Genomic DNA, 18,324 nt, shown 5'->3' on the forward strand with positions numbered 1-18,324 from the left:
ATTTTAATCTTAATCTAACACGGATTATATGAACTACAACTCGTTAAATTCATGAAGCGATTTCATTGTATTTTCATAGAACAAAATAGCCGCAATTAAATTATCCTTATCCGAATAAGGCAACATTCGTCTTTGAAAATCTACAGTCAATGCTAGAAATGCAGTAGTACCTTCTACTTGCGCTTCCATCGATTTTTTGTTTTCTGCATTATTAGGTATACCAATGTCTGTAATAGTAACTCCTGGTTTAGTAGCTAATGCAATATAAGGTAATATTTTAACAAGAACTTGTATTCGTTCTACATATAATTCCAAAAGCTCTCCTTTTTGCATACCTCTCAATTCATCCAAACCGTGATATTTTTTAATGGATGCGCTTGAACTAATAATACTTCTTGGAGCATTTTTATTTTGTGAAAAACCCAAACTGGCAGTGAATAAAAAAACACTTAAAAAAATAATTTTAGTCTTCATACTTAATATAAAATAGTTAATATTATCAAAACAAAAGTAACAAATTAAAATTAATTTACAACATTTATTAACAATCGTTGGTTAAAAAAGTATTATCAAAACGCTCGTATCACAAGCCATACGTATTAAACAAACGAAACTTACAGTATGTTAAAATTTTTAACAATTAAAAAATGTAAGAATAATAAACACAAAAAAACAGAAAAGAGGATTAGTTACCTTATAATAATCTCAAAACCAAATTGATTTCTGGTTATAAAAAGAGTATTATTTAATTGCAAAAAAAAGATAGTTTAAACTTAAACAAGCATTTACATACTTAAAAACTAAATGATTTTTAACAACCAAATTAAGAACGCTAACTCTACACATTCAATTTCATTACTTAATATTGCAATACTAAGGTTTTATATAGAATGATGCAATTTTTTTTATTGTTAATTAATTAAATTTAAGCAAAAAAAGGGAAATAAACTAAATATGACATTCCAAAAACATCATAAATATTTTAATTTATGATAGGTAAATGCATTAAAATTTTAACGACAAAACATCTATTAATTGTTGGGGGAAACAAAAATAATTTAAATAAAACCAGGACAAATAATCCAATTGGCTAAAAAAACAATCAAATTAAAATATTAACTCTTAATAGATTGAAGTTTTTAAATACATCACAATTAAAACTATAAAAACTAGCGTAGTAATAAAAATTCAATGCTTTTTTGATAACAAAAGAGAAAATACTTTAAAGCAGTCAAAAAAATATTTATAGCAGGAATTTTGAACCTGTAAACTTTGCCTTATATAATTTTAGCCTATACCATTTTCTATTATCTTTGCTTTATGCAATTTTCAGAAATTTTAGGGCAAGATCATATTAAAAACCATTTAACAAAAAGTGCCGATTTAGGCCGAATTCCGCACGCACAATTATTTGTTGGTCCAGAAGGAAGTGGAACATTAGCTATGGCAATTGCTTATGCTCAGTACATTATCTGCAACAATATCAATAGCCAAAATGAGGGAGAAAACTTGGCTTGTAATCTAAAATTCCAAAAAATTTCACATCCTGATTTACATTTTATCTATCCAACAGTCAGCACAGAAGATGTAAAAACTAAGCCAAAAAGTATTGACTTTATAGCGGAATGGAGACTGTTTTTAGAACAAAACATATATGGAAGTCTTTTTGATTGGTACCAAGTTTTAGGGGTAAAAAATAAGCAAGGAGAAATTAGAGTCGATGATGCGCAAGAAATTCTTAAATTATTGGCGCTAAAATCTTTTGAAGGTGGACACAAAATCGTTATTATTTGGATGGCCGATAAGCTAAACATTGCTGCATCTAATAAATTATTAAAATTACTTGAAGAGCCAACAGATAAGACTGTTTTTATATTGATATCCGAAAATGAGGAAGATATTATACAAACCATTCGCTCCCGTTGTCAAGTATTACATTTTAATGGGTTACCCGAACATATTATTTCAGAAGCTTTAATTTCTAATGAAAATGCTGATCCCAAAACTGCTTTAAAAATAGCTCATCAAGCACAAGGAAACTATAACAAAGCGATTCAGTTATTACAACCCGATAGCGAGACCACTTTTTTTGAAAAATGGTTTGTAGATTGGGTCCGTGCAGCTTTTAGAGCCAAAGGAAATGCTGCTGCAATACAAGATCTTATTCAATGGAGTGAACAAATCGCTGCTTTAGGAAGAGAAACACAGAAAAAATTTCTTCATTTTTGTATTGATATGTTTCGCCAAGCTTTGTTACTAAATTATCAAACACCTAAATTAGTCTATATAGAACCTCAAGTCGAAAAGTTCAAATTAGAAAATTTTGCACCTTTTGTAAATGGCAACAACATTAATGACATTTTTAAAGAACTTTCAGATGCTATGTATCATATCGAGCGTAATGGAAACGCAAAAATTATTTTAACCGATTTATCAATCAAACTAACCCGTTTAATTCACAAAAAATAAAAAAATGAACAACATTACTTCTATTTTAATTTTAATCTTTTTAGCTATAACATTTCTACAGTCAGGCTACGATAAACTTTTTAACTGGAAAGACAACGTAGATTGGCTAAAAGGTCATTTTGCAAAAACACCATTAAAAAATAATGTTCCTTTAGCATTAGCGAACATTTTAGTATTAGAACTCATCGCCGGAATTTTATGCGTTGTAGGATGCGTACAACTAGTGGTGAATAACGGAAGGCTTTTTGGTTTTTATGGAGCCGTTTTTTCATGTATTACCTTATTAATGCTGCTTTTTGGTCAGCGCTTGGCTAAAGATTACGATGGAGCAAGAACAATAGTTATCTATTTTATACCCGCTATATTAGCTGTTTATTGGTTAAACTAAAAATAAATTACAAAAAATTACATTGACAATACAAATGACACCAAAACATCCTTCAGAGTCTTTGACTATACTAACAGATTTAGTTTTACCAAGTGAAACAAATCCTTTAAATAATCTTTTTGGCGGTGAATTATTAGCGCGTATGGATCGTGCAGCAAGTATTGCAGCAGGAAGACATTCTCGCAGAATTACCGTTACAGCCTCCGTAAATCACGTAGCTTTTAACAGAGCAATTCCTTTGGGAAGTGTAGTAAATGTGGAGGCAAAAGTTTCCCGATCTTTCAAGAGTTCAATGGAAATTTATATTGATGTTTGGGTAGAAGACAGACAATCTGGAAATCGCGCAAAAGCTAATGAAGCAATATACACGTTTGTGGCCGTAGATGATACAGGAAGACCGGTTGAAGTTCCCCAGATAATACCCGAAACTGAACTCGAAAAAGAACGTTTTGATGCAGCGCTGCGACGCAAACAACTGAGTTTAGTTTTGGCAGGAAAAATGAATCCACAAGATGCTACGGAGTTAAAAGCATTATTTGTTTAAATATTAGCCTTATTTTTAATTAAAACTTAAGGTTTTAAAATATTTGATAAAGAGAATATTCACATTAAAAAAAGAAGTATTTTTACGAAAATATATATTCTTGCAAAATTAGAATTTTCAGGATAATTACACATCCTGTCAGTTTCTTACAGTTATAAAATAATACAAATAGATGAAAGAAAAGGTAAAAGAGAAGATGAGCACAGAAAAAGAAAACAAATTAAAAGCGTTACAACTTACGCTGGACAAACTAGATAAGACTTACGGAAAAGGAACTGTAATGAAAATGGGGGACAAAGCCATTGAGGAAGTAGAAACTATTTCATCAGGATCTTTGGGAATCGATTTAGCATTAGGAGTTGGTGGTTATCCAAGAGGAAGAATTATAGAAATTTACGGTCCAGAATCATCTGGAAAAACAACGCTAACACTTCATGCGATTGCAGAGGCGCAAAAAGCGGGAGGAATTGCTGCTTTTATTGATGCTGAACATGCATTTGATAGAAATTATGCTGAAAAATTAGGAGTAGATATTGAAAACTTAATCATTTCGCAACCAGACAATGGGGAACAAGCATTAGAAATTGCTGAAAACCTAATTCGTTCAGGAGCAATTGATATTGTAGTTATTGACTCGGTTGCTGCTTTGACTCCAAAAAGTGAAATTGAAGGAGAAATGGGAGATTCTAAAATGGGTCTTCACGCTCGTTTGATGTCTCAAGCTTTAAGAAAGTTAACAGGAACAATTAGCAAAACAAACTGTACAGTTTTCTTTATCAACCAATTGAGAGAGAAAATTGGAGTAATGTTTGGAAATCCAGAAACAACAACTGGAGGAAATGCATTGAAGTTTTACGCTTCGGTACGTTTAGATATTCGTCGTTCAACACAAATAAAAGATGGTGACAACGTAATTGGAAACAGAACCAAAGTTAAAATTGTAAAAAATAAAGTGGCTCCGCCTTTTAAAGTAGCCGAATTTGATATCATGTATGGTGAAGGGGTTTCTAAAACTGGTGAGATTTTAGATCTAGCGGTTGAATTTGAAATTATCAAAAAATCTGGTTCTTGGTTCAGTTATGGAGAAACTAAATTAGGACAAGGTCGTGATGCTGTAAAATCTTTAATTAAAGATAATCCAGAATTAGCAGACGAATTAGAAATTAAAATAAAAGCAAGAATTAAAGAAATTGCAGAAGCATAATTAAATTCATTGTACTCATAAAAATGCTCGGAAAACTTCCGAGCATTTTTTTTTGAAAAAACTCCATAAAATTTTTTAAAGTACTTTGAAATAAAAGATAATAAATCTGTTGTTTATCCAAACTGAAAAAATATAAAGTATGACTAATTCAATATATGACAGATTGTTACACTATTTTTTTTATTTAATTTAGTAAATTTTAAGTACAATTCTATCCTTTCCATTTTTAATAAGGTTCATTAATTTTGATAAAAAAATAATGTATTAAGCAACCTTTTTTATAATCTACACTCTTAAGATAGTAATGCATAAATTATTAACTAAAAAATGAAAAAAATGAAAAAAATTGCACTGCTTTTAGTACTCATTAGCACCTTAGTAGGATGCACACTTGACAATGAAAATAAAGATACATACTCGTATTCTATATTACCAATTGATAGTTATACCCTTCCTGCTACTTTTAAATTAGGAGAAACCTATGCTATAAAATTAAAATACCAAAGACCTACAGCTTGTTATCTTTTTGAAGGTATTTACTATAATAAAAATTTAAATACTAGAACAATTGCGATACAAGCTGCAGTTAAAGACAATCAAGCCTGCACCACTGAATTACCGCCATTATCAGAGGCATCCTTCAATTTTCAAGTAACGGCTACAGGATCTTATATTTTTAAATTTTACAAAGGAAAAGACGCTGAAAATAAAGACTTGTATGAAGAAGTAGTTGTACAAGTAACTCCATAATATAAATTCTGTGTCATTAGAAGAAATTATAGCAGAATGTAAAAAGAACCACCCCAAAGCTCAAGAACAATTGTATCAATTGTTTGCTAAAAAGTTTTTTGGGGTGTGTCTTAAATATTCGCGTAATTATGATGATGCTCAAGACAATTTACAAGATGGTTTTATAATCAGCTTTAAAAAAATACATCAATATAGTGGCAAAGGGTCTTTTGAAGGCTGGGCCAAAAGAATACTAATAAATAATGCCTTACTCCGCTTTAAGGATATTCGGTTTCTAGAAATAATTGATGATAGTATAGCTGAAGTAGCACTAGAAATAGAAGAGGAAAATATCTCACTAGAGTATCTTTTGCAAATCATACAAGAATTACCGGATCAATACCGAATTGTATTTAGTTTATATGTTCTTGATGGTTATTCTCATAAAGAGATTAGTGAAATGCTAAAGATATCGACTGGAACAACAAAATCCAATCTATATAGAGCACGACTAATTTTGAAAGAAAAAATTGAAAAAATAACCGCTTTTAAATTTGAATCATCGGCAAAATGAAAAATAAAAAAAATATAGACCGATTGTTTCAAGAACGCTTTAAGGATTTTGAGAGTGCTCCTAATGATCAAACCTGGTCAAAAATACAAACTGGTTTAAAAGAAGAAAAAAAAGAACGAAAAATTATTCCGTTATGGTTTAAATATTCAGGAATAGCTGTTGCATTTTTTATTGGCTTTTTTAGTCTTAACACGCTTTATAAATCCCAAAACAGTACTAAATATAAGCTTGAAAATAATATAGTTATACCCAAAGAATCTTTAGATTTAGATAATAATACTACAGTTTTCAAAGACAGTAATTCTAGAGTAATCAAAAAAAAGATGGGTAAAATAAAAAGTTTATCCATCGCTGATGGTGATTCCTTAACAAACACAATACAACACGAATCATCTGCCAAAACAACGAATAATACAACAGGTAAACAAAAAAATGCTATAGTGAATAGCCAACAAAATAATTCAAAATCGATAATAAAAAATCTTAAAAATTCAAGAACAGAGTCACTGATTGCAAATCGATACTTACTTAAAAAAGAAACCAATTCAAGTGAATTGCAGTTCCCAGGAAAAATAACTGAAGCAATAAATAAAAACGATAATTTAGTTATTAATCAAGATCAATCAGAATCTAAAAGGAGTAATGAAATTATAGTTCCAAACGAATTAGAAGTCATTTTAGCGCAAAAAAAAGATCTTAAGGATAAAGTAGTGTCAAATAATGTAAAAAGATGGGAAATCGCACCAAATGTATCTGCAATGTATCCCAATTCTAAAGTGGCAAACATTGATCCTGAATTTAATCAAAATTCAAAAAGTAGTGATAAAAGCATTGGTTTTGGTATTGGTATTAAATATGCGGTTAGCAAAAAAATGGTTTTGAGAACAGGAATTAATAAATTTGATTTAGGTTTTAACACCAATAATGTCATTTATTCTTCTGGATTAAATACTACTGCCTTAGCAAATGTAAGCTATACTGAAAATGCCATGATTGAGATAAGAAATAATAAAGACGGAAATCCTCTAATGTCATTCGAAAAAGATTTACAGAAAACAAACAGCGGAACTATAAATCAAAAAATGGGATATTATGAAATTCCATTAGAAGTTTCTTATGCTATTTTAGATCGAAAAATGGGGATTAGCGTAATAGCTGGAGTTAGTACTTTATTTTTAGACGAGAATAAAATTTCATTAATCTCACCAGATAATACCATACAATTGGGAGAAGCGAACAACTTAAATTCAGTAAATTTTAGCACTAATATTGGTTTGGGATTTCAATATAAATTTATAAAATCTTTTCAGTTGAATCTAGAACCCATGTTTAAATATCAACTCAATACTTTTAATACAAATTCTGGAACTAAACCTTTAATTTTTGGATTGTATAGCGGAATTAGTTACCATTTTTGATAGCATCAGATTCAAATTGTAGTAATTGAGAATAAATTATTTCACGTACTTCCTCACGAATTACTTTTCGATCTACATTTGTACCAGAAGTCGCTACATGATGATGCATTTTGACACGCAATAAACCAGGACTTCCACTAAAAAAAGTATAAGAAAATCTTTTTTTATTGTCAGCAAAAGTGATTGGTGCAATTGGAATACCATGATCTACAGCCAAACGAAAAGCTCCATCTTTAAAAGTGTCTAATAAAATAGATTCATCGTCAGGAACTCCACCTTCAGGGAAAATACAAATACTCAACCCTTGATTGATTCTTTTTTGAGCAAGGTCAAAAACTTCCATTTTACTTTTAGAAGAATTTCTATCTACAAGAATGCAGGATCTTTTATAGAAAAAACCAAACAGAGGAATTTTAGAAAGCTCTTTTTTTCCAACAAAAACAAATGGATTTTTAGTTAATGCAAGCATTAGCATAATGTCTGCCATTGAGGTATGATTAGCAACAATCATGTAGCTTTTTCGATATTCCATCTCTTGTTCCTTATCGACTTTATAATGGAATCCCATTCCGAATAAAATAAATTTAGCCCAAATTCGAGCCATTTTAAAAAAGTAAGGATAACCACTTTCTGTTAAAATAGACAATACCAAAAAGGGAAACATAATCAGTATAGGAATGGACATTAAAACATAAAACCAAATGCGCCAAAGTGTCCAAAAAATAATCTTTACTCCTCTCATAACGCCAAAAGTAACAAATCAGAAGTTATCATTGTTAAAAAAATTTACTACATTTTTTTACAATTACTGTGAATATTTAAATTTTTCATACAAATTAATCTTTCACTTATGCGGGAATTATTAAAAACAATTTAATTAAGAATCAGGAACTACTATTTTTAAAATTTGCGAATTTGCCGTAAAAAATAAAAAACTTCACGAACTTTGCGAATTAGAAAAAAATTACAATGGCAAAAATACTTACAGGCGTACAAAGTACAGGAACTCCTCATTTAGGAAACCTACTTGGCGCAATCATTCCAGCAATAGCATTATCAAATAAACCGGAAAATGAATCCTTCCTTTTTATCGCTGATTTGCATTCGATTACTCAAATAAAAAATGGCGAAACGTTGCGCACAAACACCTACAGTACAGCAGCAGCTTGGCTTGCTTGTGGTCTTGATGTAAACAAAGTAGTTTTTTATAGACAGTCTGATGTACCACAAACGGCAGAATTGTCATGGTATTTAAGTTGTTTTTTTCCGTTTCAACGTTTAACATTAGCACATTCGTTTAAAGACAAAGCAGACCGATTGGATGATGTAAATGCAGGTTTATTTAGTTATCCGATGTTGATGGCTGCCGATATTTTGCTTTACGATGCAGAGTTTGTTCCGGTTGGAAAAGACCAATTGCAGCACCTGGAAATCACGCGTGATGTCGCTTCTCGTTTTAATCATCAAATGGGTGAAACATTTGTAATTCCTGAAGCTATTGTACAACAAGACGGTTTACTAATTCCAGGAACCAATGGCGGAAAAATGAGTAAATCAGCTAATAATATTATCAATATATTTCTGGATGACAAAGCATTACGCAAGCAAGTAATGAGTATAGAAACGGATAGCACTCCGCTAGAAGATCCTAAAAATCCTGAAACTTGCAATGCTTTTGGAATTTATAAATTGTTAGCCACTGAGGAACAATTAGCCATTATGACTGCTAATTATCTTGGTGGAAATTACGGTTATGGTCACGCCAAACAAGCTTTGTTTGAGTTAATTTGCGAAAAATTTAAAACCGAAAGAGAAAAATACAATTACTACATCAATAACCGCTCTGAATTAGATGCCCTATTAAAAATTGGTGCTCAAAAAGCAACAAGTATTGCTAATGGAGTTTTAGCAAAAGTTAGAGAAAAGTTAGGCTACGAAGTTATCTAGTTTTAGAAAAAGTAAACCCCAAATTCACAGATTTTTACAAACAAAATAATCTGCGAATCTGGGGTTTTAAAAATCATATCGCCTCAAACAATTTCCCAGGCAATGGTCTAATCACTCCTTTCAATTCCATATTCAACAGCATTCCAGAGATTTTATAAATTGGGAAATCGCAGCGCAAAGCAATAATATCCATTAGTTCTTTCCCTGTTTTTAACAAGTAATCGTATACTTTTTGCTCGTCGTCTTCTAAAGTAACAAACAATTGTTTTTGTACTGATTTTGTTTTCTGTTCAATATCCCAATTTAAAATATAAACCAAATCAGCCGCACTAGTGAGTACGTTTGCTTTTTGGGTTTTAATTAAATTATTACAACCTTGACTGTACTTATCGGTAACTCGACCTGGAACGGCAAACACGTCACGGTTATAATCATTTGCCATAGTTGCAGTAATCAAGGAACCTCCTCTATCCGCCGATTCAATTACAATAGTTGCTTCGCTCATTCCTGCTACAATGCGGTTTCTTTTCACAAAATTCTCTTTCTCAGGATTTGAGGAACTCCAAAACTCCGTCATAAAGCCACCATTTTCTTCGATCTTTGCCACGTATTTTTTATGCGTTTTGGGATATATTTGATTCAGTCCATGCGCTACTACTCCTATGGTTTGTAAATTATATTCCATTGCTAGTTGATGCGCAACAATATCAACACCGTAAGCAAATCCGCTTACGATTATAGGATCCAATGGAGCCAAATCTTCAATTAATTTTCTACAAAAATCGGTTCCGTATGAAGTGATTTGTCGCGTTCCTACAATGCTAATTATTTTTCTGTTTTTTAGATCAATATTTCCAGATGTAAATAATAAAAGAGGTCCATCGATACAATGTTTCAACCGTTCTGGATAATTCTCGTCTTGAAAATGGGCAACACTAATATTATTTTCTTTGATGAATTCAATTTCTTGATTAGCTTTTTCAAATACCGATTTGTCTTTTAAATTTCTCAACAGCACTGCTCCTACTCCATCAATTCCAGCAAGTTGTGATGACTTTGCTTTAAAAACAGCTTCGGCACTTCCTAGATAAGTCACGAGTTTTTTGGCCATAATATCACCAACTCCCTCTATTTTTTGCAAAGCCAGTAAATAAAATAAATCTTGTTCGTTCATGCTAATTATTTGAGTGTGAAATGTATAAATTTTTATGCGAATTGTTAATAAAAATTGTGAATAAAATTTTGATAACTATTTTGCTTGACTAACTTTGTATCTATGAAAATTGAACTATACATCGCACAACTTCTATACCGTTATCAATGTGTAACTGTTCCTGGTTTTGGAGCTTTTTTGACCGAAATACAATCGGCTCAATTAAATCAGAACTCGAATTCTTTTTCTCCGCCTAAAAAGAGAATTGCTTTTAATGCTAATTTAAAAAATAATGATGGTTTGTTAGCGAGTCATATTGCACTAGCAGAGAAAACCTCTTATGATTATGTGTTGAGTGCTATTCAGCGCGAAGTTTTTAATTGGAAGATGACATTAGAGAAAAATGAAATCCTTGCAATTAAAAATGTAGGCTCAATTCGTTTGAATGCCGATAGAAACATGATTTTCACTCCCTACGATCAAGCGAATTATCTAACGAGTTCTTTTGGTTTAGCTCCTTTTATTTCTCCACTTGTTAAGAGAGAAAATTTTGAAAAAGAAATACAAAAAACAGACAACTCTACAACAATTTCTTTGAGAACAGTAGATTCTAAAACAGCTCCATCATATTTAAAATATGCCGCTATTTTTGTTTTAGGTATAGGTATTGCTGCTAGCGTAGCTTATCCTATGTATCAAAACCAAATCGCATCAGAAACGATAGTGGTTAAAACATCTGTACAAAAACAAGTTCAAAATAAAATTCAAGAAGCTACTTTCTTTATAGAAACTCCAGTTCCGGCCGTTACTCTTTCTGTAAAATCAGATAAAGAAGTAAAAATGCCTTATCACATTATGGCTGGTGTGTACCGTGAGGAAAAAAATGCCGACAAAACTTTGCGAAATCTAACTCGTTTGGGATACAACGCCAAACGTATTGCTGCAAATAAAAATGGTTATTATCCTGTTTTGTATGGAAGTTACGCAACATTTGCAGAAGCAGAAAAAGCGAAAAAAGAAATCAACGAAAAGCATAATCCTGATGCTTGGATTTTGATAGAATCGCTATAAAAATTTAAATTAAAAAAAACACCTTCAAAAATCTTTTACTTTTGAAGGTGTTTTTTTTTGCTCAAACTATTTTAAAACGTGTATGAAATTAGAAACATGATTTAAAATTCAAAATAAAGCTTTTTTAATCCCGGAGGAGGCAAAAAACCAACACCTTTATACTCACTTGGTTTTAATAAATTTTACCCTTAAAACAGCTATTTTGAAGCTTATCGCATACCTAAAGGACTGCTTTGTTAGACTCAGCAGTTATTTAAAAAAACACTACCGAAATTTACTTTGTAATTGTAGCTAACAGCGTCTAATATTTCAATTGAAAAAGAAAGTAAATCAACTTTATTAGTATTCATTAGTTGCAATAAAAAATTATTTGAAAAAAAACCAACTAATTGTTTTTTGAATCTCCTTTTAAAATTTAATTCAAACTCGCTTTGTACATTCTGGCTTCGTTCCAGGTAAATTTTTCACTATTATTTTCCATTAAAGTATTTAGCGATTCTTCTTTATATCCTTTGAAAGCGGCGGCTAAAGTTTGAATTTTATCTGCAGGCAAAACCTCAGAAATCGATACCGCTTTAGTTTGTATCAATTGTACAAAGTGAGAATAGATGGTTTGTTTAGTCAGCACTCTAATTGTCGCAATATCATCTATAGATTTCTTCTCTACCCATAATTCATAGGTTTCTTGAACCGTTGACTTTTTAGGAGCTTTTGTTTTAGATTTTTTCGAAGTATAACGCTCTAAATCTTTGTCATCATCAATCAAAGTAATATTCAATTTTTTAAATTGCTCCTGAATAGCAGTTGTTTTATGGCTTATGTATTTTTTTATTTCTTCTGAGGTCAATTTCTCTTTAGAAATCGTTTCACCTGCAACTACAGTTTCTATCAATAATTTAGCTTTCATTAACTGCAAAACGGCTTTGGTTTGCCATTCTTCCAAAATGATAAGTTCCTCGTAATACGTTTTTGCTTTTTTAGTTCGCTTTACTTCTTCAATTTTCCATAAAATTTCAAAAACCAAATCATCCATAGGTTTCATAAAATAGCTTAACGCTGCTTGAATGCGTTCTGAAATATGATTCATATCGACTGTTTCTTGACTAAAAAGTTTATTTAATTGAGAAACAAATTTTCTAGAAGGATCCAAAAGTTGTTCTATAACTTCTAACTGCTTGGCTGCCCAAGACGCTTGTTTAGATTTAACGGAACTTTCACCGTTTTCGTTATAACTAAATTTGTGATTGCGCCATTCCTGGGCTAAATCGATCCAATTAAAACTATTAATCAAGTAATTATGAATAAAATTTTTGGTTTCAAAGTGCAGTGCATTCTTTAAAAAATCATCAGAAGCTTTGTTTAGCGAATAGTCCATTACATCTTGATCGTTTGAAATACCATTCATTTGCAAAGGAGAGAGCAAAATAAGCCCTTCTAAGGAACGCAAACGCGATAATGCCACGTATGCCTGTCCTGGAAGAAAAACCTGCGAAACATCGAGTGCAGCTTTGTCAAATGTTAAGCCTTGACTTTTATGCACTGTAATGGCCCAAGCTAATTTTATTGGATAATGTACAAAAGTACCTAAAACTTCTTCTTCGATTTCCTTTGTGGCTTCATCTACTTTGTAACGAATATTTTTCCACTCGTATTTTCCAACCTCAATTGTTTTATTTTCTTCTGGAAAATGAACTAATATTTCTTCATTAGAAAGTGACTTGATAACACCCATCTTTCCGTTGAAATAGTCTTTTTCTGCTGAAAGATCATTTTTGACAAACATTACTTGTGCTCCCACTTTTAATTGTAATTGTTGTTCCACGGGGAAAATTTTATCAGGAAAATCACCAACAATATCAGGATTATAAACGACTAACTTTCCCTCTAAATCAGCTAAAGCCTGGGCATTCATCGTGTCAGCTTTATTATTATGGGTTGTCAAAGTAATATAACCTTTATTAGCTTTTAAGTCAAAATCGGGTTTTACATATTTATTTAATGTTAGAATATCTTGTTGCGAAATTTGATTGTTTCGCAAATTGTTTAAAACCGAAATAAAAGTATCGTCTGTCTGACGGAAAATTTTGGACAATTCGATATACAATGGAGGATTTTGTTGAATTACGTGGGAATGAAAAAAGAATTTTCCGCGATAATAAGTTTTCAGAGTGCGCCATTCCTCGTCTCGAATTACAGGCGGTAATTGTAACAAATCACCAATAAACAAAACCTGAACACCACCAAAGGGCGTCGATTTTTTGCGAACGGTTTGCATCATAAAATCCATGGCATCCAGCAAATCGGAACGCAACATACTTACTTCATCAATAATCAATAATTCCATGTTTCGAATTACCGATTTCTTTAAGCCACTCATTTTAAAATGCCTGCGCAAAGTGGCTTTGGTTTCAAATTTGGTGCTATCCGAAAATTGCGGTGCCGAATTATCTGGAATAAATCCACCGAAAGGCAACTGAAACATCGAGTGAATGGTTACTCCACCAGCATTTAATGCGGCTATCCCAGTTGGCGCCACAACAACAGTATTCTTGTGAGTCGTCTGGATAATTTCGCGTAAAAGTGTTGTTTTACCAGTTCCTGCTTTTCCGGTTAGAAAAACAGAGCGATGGGTTTGATTGATAAATTGTAAGGTGTAAGCTGCTGCTTCGGAAATAGTTTGCATTAGGCGTATATATAATTAGCTAAAGTATTGAAAATAAGGAATTAAATTAGCATTCTATGTAAAATATTTGTGTTTTCTATTCGAGTTTTATAGCCCCGATAGTAACGTAAATCCTCGAAATTTAGAAATTTATTTTTTCTAGACAGAAAAGAGCGACTTATAGAAGCTCCTTTTATGGCTAAGAAAAAAAATTTTCTAAAAGAGAAATTGAAGTGAATAGCGGGAAATAGCTTCAAAAAAAAACCTTCAATCTAACTATAGATGAAGGCTTTTTTACGAATTAATATAAAAACTTATTTTTTAACTTCTTCCTTTTTTTCTTCTGACTTGTATTTGTCATTCAAGGACTTAATCACTTCTTTGGTAATGTTAAATTTATCCTCTGCGTATAAAATTGAAGCCGCATCGCCCGTACCATAGATGTAAGCATATCCTTTTTCTTTTCCGTATGCTTTGATGAATTTCTTCACGCCACTTACTAGAGAATCCATTTCTTTACCACTTTCTTGTTGCAACTCTTGAGATAATGCTTGTTGTGCATATCCTAATTGTTGCTCTCTTTTTTGTAATTCTGCACCTTTCTTTTGTGCCCATTCTTGACCGTTAGCTTGTGCTTGTGATTGAAAATTGGCTGCTTCTTGTTTGAATCTTTTTATTTCAGCGTCTAACTGTCTTCCTTTTTCTTCTGCTTTGGTTTTATATTTTGCTTCAAGGTCTTTTGCCTCTGTATATTCTTTCATTAATTCAGAAGTATCTACGTAAGCCGTTTTTACTTCTTTAGCTGCTTCTGCAGGTTTGTTACAAGCAACAACTGAAATTGCTAATGCGATAAGGATTAATGCTTTTTTATTCATGTCTTTATTATTTCTATTTTGGTATTTGTGATTAATCAATTTCATTTTTGATGAATTTCTGGATTTTTATGTATCGTTGACAAAAATATAAAAAAATAGATAGTATTAACAAAAACTTTCTAAAATGGTGTTTATTTATACTATAAGATTTTATTATTATAAATCAGAAGAACATAATTTTTTATTATTCAAAACGGCTTTTTTAGCGATTTATTAAGCGATTTATTTAAAAAAAACATATATAATACTGACCAGTCAGCCGAAAAGCCTTTAAATGGCCTTAAAATCATTTTAAGTCGTTTTTTAAGACGTAAATATGCGATGAATATTCAAAATTCTTCTTTGCTTTCCAATTAGACTGTAATCCGATGATAAATGCTTTTATAAAATTCATTTTATCATTTTTATACTTTTCCGAAAGTAGACTCACATAATAGGAATCAAATTTCATAGGAAGTGTTTTTACTAATTTCATTTCCTCCTGTTCGAACAATAATTTTATTGCTGTTTTAGAGAAATGCCAAAAGTGAATTGGAACATCAAAAGCGGCCCAAAACTTTCCGTAATGTTTTGCGTCGAAAGATTTAAAATTAGGTACAGCAATTATTAAAGTCCCATTGGGTTTTAATAATCGTTTTAATTCTTTGATTTGAGAATCTAAATCTGGTACATGTTCTAAAACATGCCACATCGAAATTACATCAAAAGAATTATTTTCTAATTCGATTGTATTACCAACAAATGAAACCCCTTTCTTTTTTGCAATTGCTTTTGCTTTTTCACTTGGCTCTACTCCTATTGCTTGCCAACCCTCTTGTTGAACGAATGATAAAAAATCTCCAGTTCCTGCACCAATATCCAAAATACTTCCTTTGGCAGGTTGTACTGAATTGATCAAATTTAATTTATTTTTTAAAGCAATACTCTTAATGAAATGATAACATTTTTCAAATAAAGATCTTTTGCTATCGGTGTGCGAAATATAGTCGACACTTTCATAATACTTACCTAAATTTTCTAAACTAGGTTGCGGATGTGTAATTAACATATCCAACTTCTCATCGTAATATAAATCAAAATCTTCTTGAGATACTGAATAATCTTTGACCGATAAGAAATGCTTTTTACCTGAAATGTCCATTAATTGCTGCGGATTTTAAAATTTGTTTTTTAAAGTAAATCCCGAAAGCATATTAGCGCTTTCGGGAAAAATTTATTTATTTATTATGCTTTTATTTTTAAAGTTTTTGAAGATAGTTTCACGTGGAACAAAATAATTAGAGATATAAAAAAATTAAAATCGGAATGAAGAAAAAAAATCATAATTATTAATTCGATTATTTTAAATCTGCTATTAAATCCTAAACCAAGAATCCTAAATCAAGAATCTGCATTCTACAATTCCTACCTTCCCATATAAATCAACAGCACCGAAACATCACTAGGCGACACTCCACTTATTCGTGAAGCTTGTGAAATAGTAACCGGTCTAATTTTACTTAATTTTTGTTTGGCCTCTATAGACATCGATTTGATTTTATCATAATCAAAATTCTCAGGAATTTTTACATCTTCCAATCGGAGAAGCTTATCGGCATTATTTCTTTCTTTCTCTATATAGCCCGAATATTTCACTTGAATTTCTGCTTGTTCAATTATCTCTTGATCCAAATCATTTTCGGCAATATAAGTTCTTACTTTATCAAACTTCAACATATCGTCTATGTCAATTTGTGGACGCGAGAAAACTTTAAACATCTTATCACCTTGCGTGATCAATGCGGTTTCTTTGGCTTCTAAAATTGGATTGGCTTCGGCAACCGTTACACTGGTATCTTTAAAAAAGGCAACCATTTTTTCGGACTCCTTTAATTTATGCTCCATACGACGCAAACGCTTTTCTGAAGCTAAACCAATTTCATAAGACATTGGTGTTAATCTAAAATCAGCATTATCTTGTCGAAGTAACGTTCTATATTCTGCACGTGACGTAAACATTCTATAAGGCTCTTCAGTTCCTTTGGTAATTAAATCATCAATCAAAACTCCAATATAAGCTTCATCTCTTTTTAAAATCAAAGGTGCTTTTTCATGCACTTTTAAATGCGCATTTATACCTGCCATCAAACCTTGAGATGCAGCTTCTTCATATCCCGTAGTACCATTAATTTGTCCAGCGAAATACAAACCCTCAACCAATTTAGTTTCTAAAGTATGTTTCAATTGTGTTGGTGGAAAATAATCGTATTCAATCGCATAACCAGGACGAAAGAATTTGACATTCTCAAAACCTACAACTGTACGAAGCGCTTTAAATTGAATGTCTTCAGGAAGTGAGGTTGAAAATCCATTTACATACACCTCACAAGTTTTCCATCCTTCTGGTTCTACAAACAATTGATGTCTTTCTTTATCTGCAAAACGATTAATTTTATCTTCAATAGAAGGGCAATATCTCGGACCAAGACTTTTTATTCTACCATTAAACATTGGCGATCGATCAAAACCTTCTCTTAAAACATCATGAACTGCTTGTGACGTATAAGTCATATGACACGATCTTTGATGAATCAACGGAGACGTTACATCCGAATAAGAAAATTTATCTGGCTTAGCATCTCCCTTTTCTTCATTCATTTTAGAATAATCTAAAGATCGTCCATCAACTCGTGGAGGCGTTCCTGTTTTCATTCGTCCTGATTCAAAACCTACAGCAACCAAATCTTCGGTAATTCCGTAAGCAGCACTTTCCCCTGCTCTACCACCACCAAATTGTTTTTCACCAATATGAATCAATCCGTTTAAAAAAGTTCCATTAGTTAACACAACTGACTTAGATCGGATTTCCAATCCTAATGAAGTTTTTATACCTTTTACTTTACCATTTTCGATAATCAAACCTTTGACCATCTCTTGGTAAAAATCCAAATTAGGCGTTCCTTCTAACATCATTCTCCATTCTTCAGCAAAACGCATGCGATCACTTTGAACTCTTGGAGACCACATTGCTGGACCTTTTGACTTGTTTAACATCTTAAACTGAATAGCCGTTCTGTCTGAGACAATTCCAGAATATCCGCCTAAAGCATCGATCTCTCTTATTATTTGACCTTTTGCGATACCTCCCATTGCAGGATTACAAGACATCTGTGCAATGTTTTGCAAACTCATCGTAACCAACAAAGTCTTTGAACCTAAATTTGCGGCTGCCGCCGCAGCCTCAGAGCCAGCGTGACCAGCGCCAACAACTATCACATCATATTCCTCTAAAAACATCTGTTATGGATTTT

16 protein-coding genes are annotated in these 18,324 nt (G+C 31.8%); 9 read left to right on the plus strand and 7 right to left on the minus strand.

All coding sequences use genetic code 11. The features are described from left to right. Positions 1-33: 33 nt before the first annotated feature. Positions 34-474: a hypothetical protein gene (locus H2650_RS02885; RefSeq protein WP_188049251.1), complete on the minus strand. Its 441-nt coding sequence runs from the start codon at positions 472-474 to the stop codon at positions 34-36. An 846-nt stretch (positions 475-1,320) separates the two neighbouring features. Here H2650_RS02885 and H2650_RS02890 point away from each other — a divergent pair. The 7 genes from H2650_RS02890 (at position 1,321) to H2650_RS02920 (ending at position 7,326) form a co-directional block, all read left to right on the plus strand. Beyond that, on the plus strand, positions 1,321-2,469 hold the full coding sequence (locus H2650_RS02890) for a DNA polymerase III subunit delta' (protein WP_188049252.1): 1,149 nt from the start codon (positions 1,321-1,323) through the stop codon (positions 2,467-2,469). A gap of 4 nt (positions 2,470-2,473) precedes the next feature. Then, positions 2,474-2,857, plus strand: a complete 384-nt coding sequence (locus H2650_RS02895; protein WP_188049253.1) for a DoxX family membrane protein — start codon at positions 2,474-2,476, stop codon at positions 2,855-2,857. Between the two features lie 34 nt (positions 2,858-2,891). Further along, positions 2,892-3,401 (plus strand): acyl-CoA thioesterase, encoded by a 510-nt coding sequence (locus tag H2650_RS02900; protein ID WP_188049254.1) that lies wholly within the window; start codon positions 2,892-2,894, stop codon positions 3,399-3,401. A gap of 196 nt (positions 3,402-3,597) precedes the next feature. Beyond that, complete coding sequence (gene recA, locus H2650_RS02905; protein WP_188049510.1) at positions 3,598-4,605, plus strand: recombinase RecA; 1,008 nt, start codon at positions 3,598-3,600, stop codon at positions 4,603-4,605. A 336-nt stretch (positions 4,606-4,941) separates the two neighbouring features. After that, entirely contained in the window at positions 4,942-5,355 is a 414-nt protein-coding gene (locus H2650_RS02910; RefSeq protein ID WP_188049255.1) for a hypothetical protein, read from the plus strand. Positions 5,356-5,365: 10 nt separating this feature from the next. After that, positions 5,366-5,908, plus strand: coding sequence for a sigma-70 family RNA polymerase sigma factor (locus H2650_RS02915; protein ID WP_188049256.1), 543 nt, complete (start codon positions 5,366-5,368; stop codon positions 5,906-5,908). Next, a complete protein-coding gene (locus H2650_RS02920) occupies positions 5,905-7,326 on the plus strand; it encodes a hypothetical protein (protein ID WP_188049257.1) in 1,422 nt (473 codons plus the stop codon). The genes H2650_RS02915 and H2650_RS02920 overlap by 4 nt, the downstream gene beginning before the upstream one ends. On the opposite strand, the gene H2650_RS02925 is transcribed toward H2650_RS02920, so the two are convergent. Continuing rightward, positions 7,310-8,068 carry a 1-acyl-sn-glycerol-3-phosphate acyltransferase gene (locus H2650_RS02925; RefSeq protein ID WP_188049258.1) on the minus strand — a complete coding sequence of 253 codons (759 nt, stop codon included), beginning with the start codon at positions 8,066-8,068 and terminating at the stop codon, positions 7,310-7,312. The two genes, H2650_RS02920 and H2650_RS02925, sit on opposite strands and share 17 nt — an antisense overlap. Before the next feature lie 227 nt (positions 8,069-8,295). Here H2650_RS02925 and trpS point away from each other — a divergent pair, with 227 nt between their 5' ends. Further along, a complete protein-coding gene (trpS, locus tag H2650_RS02930; RefSeq protein WP_188049259.1) occupies positions 8,296-9,273 on the plus strand; it encodes a tryptophan--tRNA ligase in 978 nt (325 codons plus the stop codon). Positions 9,274-9,346: 73 nt separating this feature from the next. Here the strand turns inward: trpS and dprA are convergent, their stop codons facing one another. Next, complete coding sequence (gene dprA / locus H2650_RS02935; protein ID WP_188049260.1) at positions 9,347-10,447, minus strand: DNA-processing protein DprA; 1,101 nt, start codon at positions 10,445-10,447, stop codon at positions 9,347-9,349. A gap of 102 nt (positions 10,448-10,549) precedes the next feature. On the opposite strand from dprA, the gene H2650_RS02940 reads away from it, so the two are divergent. Next, positions 10,550-11,497 carry an SPOR domain-containing protein gene (locus tag H2650_RS02940; RefSeq protein WP_188049261.1) on the plus strand — a complete coding sequence of 316 codons (948 nt, stop codon included), beginning with the start codon at positions 10,550-10,552 and terminating at the stop codon, positions 11,495-11,497. A 415-nt stretch (positions 11,498-11,912) separates the two neighbouring features. Here H2650_RS02940 and H2650_RS02945 read toward each other — a convergent pair whose 3' ends face one another. The 4 genes from H2650_RS02945 to mnmG form a co-directional block, all read right to left on the minus strand. Next, positions 11,913-14,180 (minus strand): helix-turn-helix domain-containing protein, encoded by a 2,268-nt coding sequence (locus tag H2650_RS02945; RefSeq protein ID WP_188049262.1) that lies wholly within the window; start codon positions 14,178-14,180, stop codon positions 11,913-11,915. Positions 14,181-14,473: 293 nt separating this feature from the next. Then, a complete protein-coding gene (locus tag H2650_RS02950; RefSeq protein ID WP_255462784.1) occupies positions 14,474-15,079 on the minus strand; it encodes an OmpH family outer membrane protein in 606 nt (201 codons plus the stop codon). Between the two features lie 241 nt (positions 15,080-15,320). After that, positions 15,321-16,175: a bifunctional 2-polyprenyl-6-hydroxyphenol methylase/3-demethylubiquinol 3-O-methyltransferase UbiG gene (locus H2650_RS02955; RefSeq protein ID WP_188049263.1), complete on the minus strand. Its 855-nt coding sequence runs from the start codon at positions 16,173-16,175 to the stop codon at positions 15,321-15,323. Positions 16,176-16,438: 263 nt separating this feature from the next. Next, a complete protein-coding gene (gene mnmG, locus H2650_RS02960; RefSeq protein ID WP_188049264.1) occupies positions 16,439-18,310 on the minus strand; it encodes a tRNA uridine-5-carboxymethylaminomethyl(34) synthesis enzyme MnmG in 1,872 nt (623 codons plus the stop codon). Between the last annotated feature and the right edge of the window lie 14 nt (positions 18,311-18,324).

Source organism: Flavobacterium sp. GP15 (assembly GCF_014281985.1).
In the GTDB taxonomy this organism is placed as follows: Bacteria; Bacteroidota; Bacteroidia; order Flavobacteriales; family Flavobacteriaceae; genus Flavobacterium; species Flavobacterium pygoscelis.

Bases quoted from the DNA above. Each gene is read 5' to 3' on its own strand.
- H2650_RS02890 (WP_188049252.1), top strand. From the start codon at position 1,321: ATGCAATTTTCAGAAATTTTAGGGCAAGATCATATTAAAAACCATTTA.
- H2650_RS02885 (WP_188049251.1), bottom strand. From the start codon at position 474: ATGAAGACTAAAATTATTTTTTTAAGTGTTTTTTTATTCACTGCCAGT.
- H2650_RS02950 (WP_255462784.1), bottom strand. From the start codon at position 15,079: ATGAAATTGATTAATCACAAATACCAAAATAGAAATAATAAAGACATG.
- recA (WP_188049510.1), top strand. From the start codon at position 3,598: ATGAGCACAGAAAAAGAAAACAAATTAAAAGCGTTACAACTTACGCTG.
- H2650_RS02945 (WP_188049262.1), bottom strand. From the start codon at position 14,180: ATGCAAACTATTTCCGAAGCAGCAGCTTACACCTTACAATTTATCAAT.
- trpS (WP_188049259.1), top strand. From the start codon at position 8,296: ATGGCAAAAATACTTACAGGCGTACAAAGTACAGGAACTCCTCATTTA.
- H2650_RS02955 (WP_188049263.1), bottom strand. From the start codon at position 16,175: ATGGACATTTCAGGTAAAAAGCATTTCTTATCGGTCAAAGATTATTCA.
- H2650_RS02895 (WP_188049253.1), top strand. From the start codon at position 2,474: ATGAACAACATTACTTCTATTTTAATTTTAATCTTTTTAGCTATAACA.
- dprA (WP_188049260.1), bottom strand. From the start codon at position 10,447: ATGAACGAACAAGATTTATTTTATTTACTGGCTTTGCAAAAAATAGAG.
- H2650_RS02900 (WP_188049254.1), top strand. From the start codon at position 2,892: ATGACACCAAAACATCCTTCAGAGTCTTTGACTATACTAACAGATTTA.
- H2650_RS02910 (WP_188049255.1), top strand. From the start codon at position 4,942: ATGAAAAAAATTGCACTGCTTTTAGTACTCATTAGCACCTTAGTAGGA.
- H2650_RS02940 (WP_188049261.1), top strand. From the start codon at position 10,550: ATGAAAATTGAACTATACATCGCACAACTTCTATACCGTTATCAATGT.
- mnmG (WP_188049264.1), bottom strand. From the start codon at position 18,310: ATGTTTTTAGAGGAATATGATGTGATAGTTGTTGGCGCTGGTCACGCT.
- H2650_RS02925 (WP_188049258.1), bottom strand. From the start codon at position 8,068: ATGAGAGGAGTAAAGATTATTTTTTGGACACTTTGGCGCATTTGGTTT.
- H2650_RS02920 (WP_188049257.1), top strand. From the start codon at position 5,905: ATGAAAAATAAAAAAAATATAGACCGATTGTTTCAAGAACGCTTTAAG.